This is a genomic window from Magnetospirillum aberrantis SpK (assembly GCF_011022235.1).
Taxonomy (GTDB): domain Bacteria; phylum Pseudomonadota; class Alphaproteobacteria; order Rhodospirillales; family Magnetospirillaceae; genus Magnetospirillum; species Magnetospirillum aberrantis.
Genome location: NZ_JAAIYP010000006.1, coordinates 1 through 9,170 on the forward strand (window position 1 = coordinate 1; position 9,170 = coordinate 9,170).

The following is a 9,170-nucleotide window of genomic DNA, read 5'->3' on the forward strand; positions in this document are numbered from 1 at the left end:
ATGGCGGCAGTGGCCACGATGTGGTCGTACTCGATAACGCTTACGATCAATACTCGATACAACGGATATCGGGTGGAGTCGTTCTACGGCGTGTCGGGCAAACCATCACCGCATTTAACGTAGAGACGCTGCGCTTCACCAACGGACAGGTTTTTCTGGACCGGAATTCCGGTCCCGTGACCGACACAGACGACATCAATGCAGTCGAGGACACTGCCGTCCGCGTTACTGCGGCTACCCTGCTTGCCAATGATCGTGATTTCGAGGGTGACGACTTCTCTATTACTTCGGTCGACAACGCGTTCGGTGGGACGGTTTTGTTGGACGCTGATGGCAACGTGGTGTTCACCCCCGCGCGCGATTTCCATGGTATCGCTACCTTCGACTATACCGTTACCGATTTCCTTGGCGCGGCAACCACGCAGACGGTGTCGGTAGATGTTGCATCGGTGTTCGATCCTTATACGGTTGGCGACACGCGCATTTCCGCCATGCGCGATACTCTGGCCATCGGTCTGTTACCTGTGGGGAATGTCGATGCCGAGGTCCTGACCTATTATGTCGTCACTGCTCCGCAGCACGGGACTCTCAGCCTGACGGAAACGGGTGGCTACCAGTACAAGCCAACCGATGGTTACACCGGCCCCGACAGCTTTTCGTTTCGCGTGGTCAACGCCGAGGGGCGGGCCGAGGAAGGTCTGGTTGCTATAGACGTTGGCAGCCTGCATCTGACACCAGGTGCAGAGCAACGTATCAGTGGCAGCGCGGGCCTGTCTCCGCAGATCGCCCGCCTGCGTGACGGCGGTTATGTCACCGTATGGGTGAACGGTGCGATTACCGGCCAGCGGTACTCTGCCGCCGGAGAACCCGTTGGTCCGTTTTTCTCTGTCACCAGTTCGTTCGCAGCGACAGCCCTCCCCTCTGATTTGCGGGTGGTGGGGCTGAACAATGGCGGCTTCATCGTCATCTGGACCGATCGCATGGTGACCGATGGCAGTGGTTCGGCAATCGTTGCGCGGAGCTTCGGTGCCGATGGGACTGCTGTCGGTGGCTCTGTCGTGCTCAATCAGATCACGAATGGGAACCAAGAATTGCGGGCTATCTCGGCTCTGGCTGACGGTGGTGTGGCAGTATGCTGGGAATCGCCTGATGGCTATGGCTCCGGTGTTTATGCCATGCGGCTTGACGCTAGTGGTAGTCGGATCAGCCAGGAGTATCGCCAAAACGGTCAAACGTCGGGAAGCCAACAAGCGTATGCGGTCGCGGGGCTTAACGACAACAGTTTTGCCTCGGTATGGACGTCGTCCGACGGCATTCATGTCACTCGAACCGATTGGCGTAATAATAGTCGCGAGTTCCGGGTCGCGAACACCACCGCTTGGGACCTTCATCCGCAAATCCGAGCGTTGGGCGGTGGTGGATACGTCGTTGTCTGGGAGCGCCGGGATGAGGTTAGTGGCCAAATCTCTGTTGCCGGCCAGGTATACTCATCGACGGGTACTGAAGTTGGCCCGATGTTCCAGGTGGACAGTGTCATCTTGAATAATCAGCAAGCGCAACTGACTGCGCTGTCTGATGGTGGCTTTGTCGTTTCCTGGGTGGCAAATGACGGCAGTGGCACCGGCATCTTCGCCCGCCGCTTCGCCGCCGACGGAACAGCCACCGGCAGCGAGAGCCGCATCAATGAAACGGCGTTGTCCGATCAGTTCGCGCCGCGATGCGTCGCTTTCGACACCGGTGGTTTTGCCTTGGTGTGGGCTTCTGCTGCCTCTGAGGGCGCAGCCGGGGTGTATTACCGTACTTTCGATGGACAGGGGCAGGCCAACAGTGTCGAACTCCGCCTCAACCCAGGCGCGGACACCCTTCCGTCGACCCTACAGGCAATCCCGCTAGGTGGCGAACGCTTCGCCGTGAGCTGGGAAGGTGCCAACGGCACGTCGATCCGCTTGGTGCAACCTTGGTCTTGGCAGGGGGGGAGCGGTGCGGATTATATTGCTGGCGATGGCAACGACGAGCGACTTTACGGTAACGCTGGCGCAGACGTGCTCGACGGCGGGGCTGGTCGGGATACCCTCGACGGAGGTAGCGGCAATGACACCCTGCGTGGCGGTGACGGTAGCGACACGCTGATTGGTGGCGACGGGCGCGACGTTGCTCTGTTTGCCGGTACCATGGCGGATTACACCATCGAAACCGGTCCTATGGGCACGGTTGTGACCGATACGCGTGGTTTCGGTGGATGCGACTTGCTGACAGGCGTCGAGGTGTTGCGCTTCAGCGATGGAGATGTGGACTTGGTGCCCAACCAAGCGCCCGTCGCCGAGGACAAGACTGTGTCCACGGCCGAGGACGTTCCGGTCTCCATATCCTCAGCCTTTCTGCTTGCTGGGGCGACAGACGTTGATGGAGACATGCTTTCCGTGATGTCGGTGGGGGGGGCTGTCGGCGGTCAGGTCGTTCTGAGCAACGATGGTACGGTCGTTTTCACGCCGGCGGCTGATTTTTGTGGGCCGGCTTCGTTCCAGTATACGGTGGGCGACGGGGCACGCACCGATACACGGACAGTCACCGTTGACGTACAGGCCGTCAATGACGCGCCGCGTGCGGTCGACAAGATGTTTTCCGCCACCGAGGACACGCCCCTCACCATTGTTGTCACCGAACTTTTAGCCGGTGCCGAGGATGCGGACGGCGATATCCTGAGCGTAGTCTTTGTTGGCGAAGCAGTTGGCGGCACGGTAGAGCAGGACGCACAAGGCAACGTTCTTTTTACGCCCTTTCCCGATTTCCACGGCGCAGGATCCTTTATCTACCGGGTGGAGGATGGAAAGGGGGGAGCCGATACGCGCACAGTGTTCGTGAATGTTGCCTCGCTTAACGATCTTCCCGTGGTGGCTTCCAGGCAATTCTCGGTAACGGGGCTTGAGGCTGCGCGGTTCTCCATGGCCGACTTGCTCTCCGGCGCCACCGACGCGGACGGCGACGTGTTGACGGTGACGGCGATCAGCGCTGTCACCGGCGGTACCGCGACGCTGGAGAGCGATGGTAGCGTGACCTTTGTCCCCAACGCCGACTTTCTGGTTCCTGGCAGCTTCGAATACACTGTGTCGGACGGCGTAGGCGGAAGCTGCACGGCAACAGCGCTCGTGGCCCTGGTCAGTAAAAGCTTCTCAACCACGGAGGACGTTGGGCTGGTGGTTGCCGCTGCCGATCTGATCGGTGGAGTGCCGGGTTTCTCGCTCAGCGGGGTAAGTGCCCCCATCGGCGGCAGTGTCGAGATCGACGCCAATGGTGACGTGTGTTTTACGCCGGATGCCGACTTTCATGGCACCGCGAGCTTCCGGTACCACTTTGAGGACGGCACCGGTGCTATCCGTATACGGATGGCCGAGGTTCAGGTACAGGCGGTCAACGATCCGCCACAGACGACCTCGATTGTCCGACAGGGCACGGAAGATCTGCCGCTCAGCTTTGCACTCGCTGACTTCACGACAGCGGTCCAAGATGCGGACGGCGACAGTCTGCAAGCGATCCGTATTGAGACGCTGCCGTCGAACGGTACGCTTCTTCTGGGGGGTGCCGTCTTGTCGGCGGGGCAAGCGATTGTCCGTAGCGCCATCGCCACGCTGGTCTTTGTTCCCGAGCCGGACTTCAACGGCAACGTCTATTTCACTTGGAGCGCCTGGGACGGAACTGACTGGTCGGAGTATCCGGCGCAGGTGGAACTGCGCCTGAGCCCGGTGAACGACGGACCTCCGGTATTGCAGCCTCAAAGCTGGGCAACCGACGAGGATCAGCCGCTGGTGTTGTCGTTCGATCAAATGCTGAGCGGCGCAACTGACCCGGACGGCGACGAGGTGGTTTTGGAATCCGTCCAGAATGCCACTCACGGAGTGGCGACACTGGTTGACGGCGCCGTTGTGTTCACCCCCGATTCGGACTTCCATGGTGTGGCGGGCTTTGACATCACCGTGAACGATGGTCACGGTGGGGTGGCGACCCAACGGGCCACCGTGACTGTGGCTTCGGTGGTCGATCCAGCTACAGCCCTGCCGACACAGGCAACCACTCAGGTTGGCGTTGCCGTTACCGGTATCCTGCCCTTCGCCAATCCTGACGGGGATCTGTTAAGATTCGGCGTGGCCTCCAATCCAGGCCACGGACAGGTCAGTATTGCTACTAACGGTAGCTACACCTATACCCCAGAGGTCGGCTACAGCGGAGGCGACAGCTTTACCTACCGCATTGCCGGGTCGACCGGCCTGCTGTCGGAGGCGACCGTTACGCTCTCTATCGGGGCACGCCGGATTCCTGGTGCCACGGCGGAGATCGCGGACGTCGGCACCCAAGACCAGCATTTCGCACGGCTGAAGAATGGCGATTACGTCCTGGTGTGGTCTGGACCGGATCGTGACAACGGGGGCATTTCCGCTCAGCGTTACTCCCCGGAAGGAGAAACGCTCGGTGCGCGGATCCTGGTCAACACCTACGACATCGACGGGCAGTTGCGGCCTCAAGTCGCACCGCTTGCGGGGGGAGGATTCGTCGTCGGCTGGTCAACTGTGGCGGTCAACGCTCCCGCTGGCCGCGGTGCCTATTGGCAGTGTTTCTCCGCTTCGGGAACGCCGGTGGGAACGGAACAGTACGCCTCGGGCTTCAACACCATCAAGGGAGTGTTGGGACTGGCTGGCGGAGGTTATGTCATCGCTCGCGATGGGCAGGACGCAAGCGGAGAAGGTGTTTACATCCAGTGCTTTGCCACGCCGGATGGCAAAATGGTCGGCGGCCAACTGGTCCATTCCTCCTATACGGCGGGGTCCCAGCGTTTCGCCGGTATGGCGGCTGTGGCTGGTGGCGGCTTCGTGGTGGTCTGGCAATCCTACGGCCAGGACGGCAGCGGCAATGGAGTGTATGCCCGCCGCTTCAATGCGTCTGGCGCAACGGTTGGCAGTGAATTTCGCGTCAATGTGACAGTGGATGGCAATCAGGATGGCGCCATGGTCACTGGGTTGTCGGACGGTGGCTTCGTTGTGACCTGGATTTCGCCGGTCGATGGGCAGTTTGCCGCGTTCGCCCGTCGGTATGATGCATCGGCGACCGCCGTGGGGGGCGAAACCCAGATAGGGATTCTGGGGGGCAACGCCAGCCAGACGGTGCGCACCAAGGCCTTGGCGGACGGCGGTTACGTGGTGGTCTGGAGCGGCAGTACCGAGGCGGGAGACCAGAACGTTTTCGTCAGCGTCTACGATTCAATGGGTTCTTCCCAGGGGGCGGTTGCCCAGGTCAACTCGATTGCCGATGGTGTTCAGGCCGGTCCTCAGGTGGCGGCCTTCACTGATGGCGGCTTCGTCGTAGTCTGGCGCAATGTGGATGTGACCAGTCAGATTACGGTGTGGGCGCGACAATATGACGCGAACGGCAACGCAATGGGCGACGGCGTACAGGTCAACACCTCGCCTGTTGCGACTAACTGCTGGCCCGAAGTCCTGACGCTGGCTGATGGACGCTACGCTGTATCCTGGAGTGATGGCGCCGGTCTGGTTCACAGCCGCACCCTACAGCAACCGGGATGGCAAGGCGGTAGCGGCGACGATCTGATCCAGGGGAACAGCGATTCCGAACGCCTGCGGGGTGAAGGCGGTACCGATATCATCATGGGTGGGGCCGGCAACGACACCCTGTGGGGCGGTAGCGGCGACGACACCCTGATGGGTGGGGCCGGTCGCGATGTTGCGGTCTTTGACGGTTCGATGACGGATTTCGTGGTAGAAGGCGCAGGGGTAACCCGCACCATCCGCGACTTGCGTTCTGGCTGCGACGGTGTCGATACGCTTGTGGACGTCGAGGTGCTGCGCTTTACCGACGGGGATATAGACCTGGAGGAAAACGGTAAGCCAGTCGTGCGAACGGCGACGTTCACCGTGGACGAGGATGGTGCCCTGGCCCTTGCCGCCGACAGCATTCTGAGCCAGGCGTGGGACCCCGATGGCGACGCACTTGTGTTGACCTCGGTGGGCAACGCCCAAGGTGGCACAGTCAGCATGGCGGCAGACGGCACTGTCACTTTCGTGCCGACGTCGAATTTCCACGGTGTGGCGTCGTTTGACTGCTTGGTTTCCGATGGCTGCGGCGGCGCGACGGTGTGCCGGATGACGGTAGATGTGATTCCGGTCAACGACGCGCCGGTCGCGACCTCGCTTGCCTTGGTTGCCACCGAGGACGTTGCGGTCCACTTCACGGCCAACGCCTTGTTGGCGGGGGCGAGCGACTCGGATGGCGACACCCTGGCTGTTGTTGCCGTGGAAAACATTGCCGGCGGGAACGCCGTCCTGACGGTGGATGGCGGTGTTTTGTTTACTCCAACTCCTGACTTCAACGGAGACGGCGGCTTCGACATCTGCATTTCCGATGGGCATGGCGGGGTGACGGTCGCTCATGCTGTGGTGACGGTCGCTCCGGTTAATGACGCCCCCGTGGTCACCGATATCGTCGCGGCGGCGCAAGAGGATATTCCCCTGGTCCTACAGGCCGCAGATATTCTGTCGCAGGCCACTGATGTCGATGGCGACGATTTGACGCTGACGTCCGTCAGCGACGCCATCGGGGGGACGGTGACGTTGGCGAGTGACGGAACAATCACGTTTTTGCCCTCGCCAGACTACACGGGCGTCGCCGGCTTTGACTTCATCGTTTCCGATGGCAAGGGAGGCATGGCTTCTGGCCATGCGCGGATCGACATCGCCGGAATCAATGATGCTCCGATCCCGCAGGACAAAGTGGTTTCCACCCATTTGGACGAAGCCTGCCTCGTCTCCGCGAGCACGTTGTTGCTCGGGGTGGTCGATGCCGATGGTGATTCCCTGTCGGTGACTGGCGTCGTGAATGCGACTGGCGGTACGGCTCAGATGACCGCGGCTGGTGACGTCTTGTTCACGCCTGCCACTGGATACCTAGGGGCGGCTGGCTTCGACTACGTTGTCGATGATGGTCATGGCGGAACTGCGGTTCGGCATGTCGATGTCGCCATCGTCACTTTGGCGGCCGATGACGGATCGGCGGTGACGCAGCGGGAAAACGTTCTGAACGGCATTTTGCCGGTTCTTAATCCCGATGGTGTCAGCCTGTCCTATGGTGTGGTTACCGGGCCGGCCCACGGCACGGTGACGCTGGGCGCCAACGGCAGCTATGTGTATACGCCAGCGGCCGGCTTCACTGGCCAGGATTGCTTCACTTATAGTATCTCCACCGGTGGGCCCGCCGAGGGGGACAACGGTGTTGTGACGATTTCCGTCGGGGCACGGTCGCTGGTTGCCTCCACCGACGAAACGCGGGTCAACACATACAGTGCCGGCGATCAATTGGCACCAATCATTACGCGTTTGGCGGACGGATCCTTTGTCGTTGCCTGGATTTCCAACGACCAGGATGGCAGTGGCAGCGGTGTTTACGCCCAACTCTACTCTCCTGCGGGCATTCGCCAGGGGGGGGAATTCCGCATCAACACCTACACCACCAACAACCAGAACCTCTCGATGGTACGGCTGCTGGCAAACGGTAATTTTGTCGTGAGTTGGACATCCTATAAGCAGGACGGAAGCGGTTACGGAAGCTATGCTCAGGTGTTCACCCAGGATGGACAAAAAGTTGGTCGTGAGTTCCGCATAAATACCTATACCGCTAATGATCAATACGTTGCCGACATACAGGCGCTACCGAATGGAAATTTTGTTGTTGTTTGGGATTCTCCTGGTCAGGATGGCAGCAGCAATGGCTTGTATAGTGCGATATTCTCGTCAACGGGCTCGTCCGTGGTCGGTGAAACGCCGGTCAATACGACCACGTTCAGTGCACAATCGGGACCATCCATCGCAGTTCTGTCTGATGGTTCTTTCGTCATTGCATGGGGTTCCGCCAGCCAGGACAATGGTACCAATGGTCTCTACGCTCAACGTTACGGCGTGTCCGGGCAAAAACTGGGCGGCGAATTCAGACTGAACACGACCTCGTCGGGAAGCCAGAATTTTGTCAAGCTTCTTAAGCTGGACGATGGTGGCTTTCTTGCCACTTGGCGAACCGACGTTCCGGGCAATTGGCTGATTGGGCAAAAATTCAACGCAGCCGGAGAAATGGTGGATGGGGAGTTTCGCATTGACAACGGTGGCAGTGGCGTCAAGCAAACATCCTCTCTGAACCGACTCGCTGATGGTAATATTCTGATTGTGTGGCTAAGTTATGGTCAAGATGGGGATAATTACGGGGTGTTCGCCCGTCTTTATGATCCGTCTTTGAACGCCATATCCGATGAATTTCAAGTCAACTCCACGACAGCCTCTTCGCAGAATGTCCCAAATGTAGCGATATTTTCTGATGGTGGCTTCGCCATCGTATGGCGATCGTATCTTCAGGATGGCTCGGCTTCTGGGGTGTATGGGCAACGCTTTGATGCGACCGGGCAGCGCGTCGATGGTGAATTCCGTATCAACCAGACTACGGAAGGGGACCAAAACTCTCCTGTGGCTCTTGCCTTGGATGAAGGCCGTTACGTCGTGTGCTGGCAGGACAACCTCCAGGATGCCAACAGCTACGGCGTTTACATGCGCATCATCGCGGACGCCGGATGGGAAGGTGGTGACGGAGATGACATTGTCACAGGCACCGTGGCCTCCGAGAAAATTCTGGGATGGGGCGGCAATGATACGCTCGATGGTGGGGCCGGCAACGACACCCTGATTGGTGGCGATGGTCAGGATACCTACCTATTCCAACGGGAATATGGAGCCGATGTCGTCAATAACCGCGGCCAAGCAGTCGATGGGGATGTCATTCGTTTTGGTTCGGACGTGGCGGCGGACCAGTTATGGTTCCGCCATGTCGGTGACGATCTGGAGATATCGATCATCGGAGGAACCGACCGCGTGTTGGTTAGCGGCTGGTATGAGGAAGCGAGTAACCACGTCGGCAGCTTCGCTTTGAGCGACGGGAATATCCTGATGGATGCGGATGTCGAGAATTTGGTCACCGCCATGGCGGCGTTCGCACCACCGACGGCCGGACAAATTCAGCTTACGGCTGATCAACACCAGCAACTAGACAATGTGATCGCCGCAAACTGGAAGTGAGGTGGCTCTGACCAGAGCGCATGATCTGTTCGTCCTCGCGGTACCGGAATC

General features: G+C 59.7%; 1 protein-coding gene. It reads left to right on the top strand.

Going from position 1 to position 9,170, the window contains the following annotated elements:
• Window positions 1–20 precede the first annotated feature (20 nt).
• On the top strand, window positions 21–9,119 hold the full coding sequence (locus G4223_RS01390; RefSeq protein WP_338086792.1) for a cadherin-like domain-containing protein: 9,099 nt from the start codon (window positions 21–23) through the stop codon (window positions 9,117–9,119).
• Window positions 9,120–9,170: the final 51 nt, after the last annotated feature.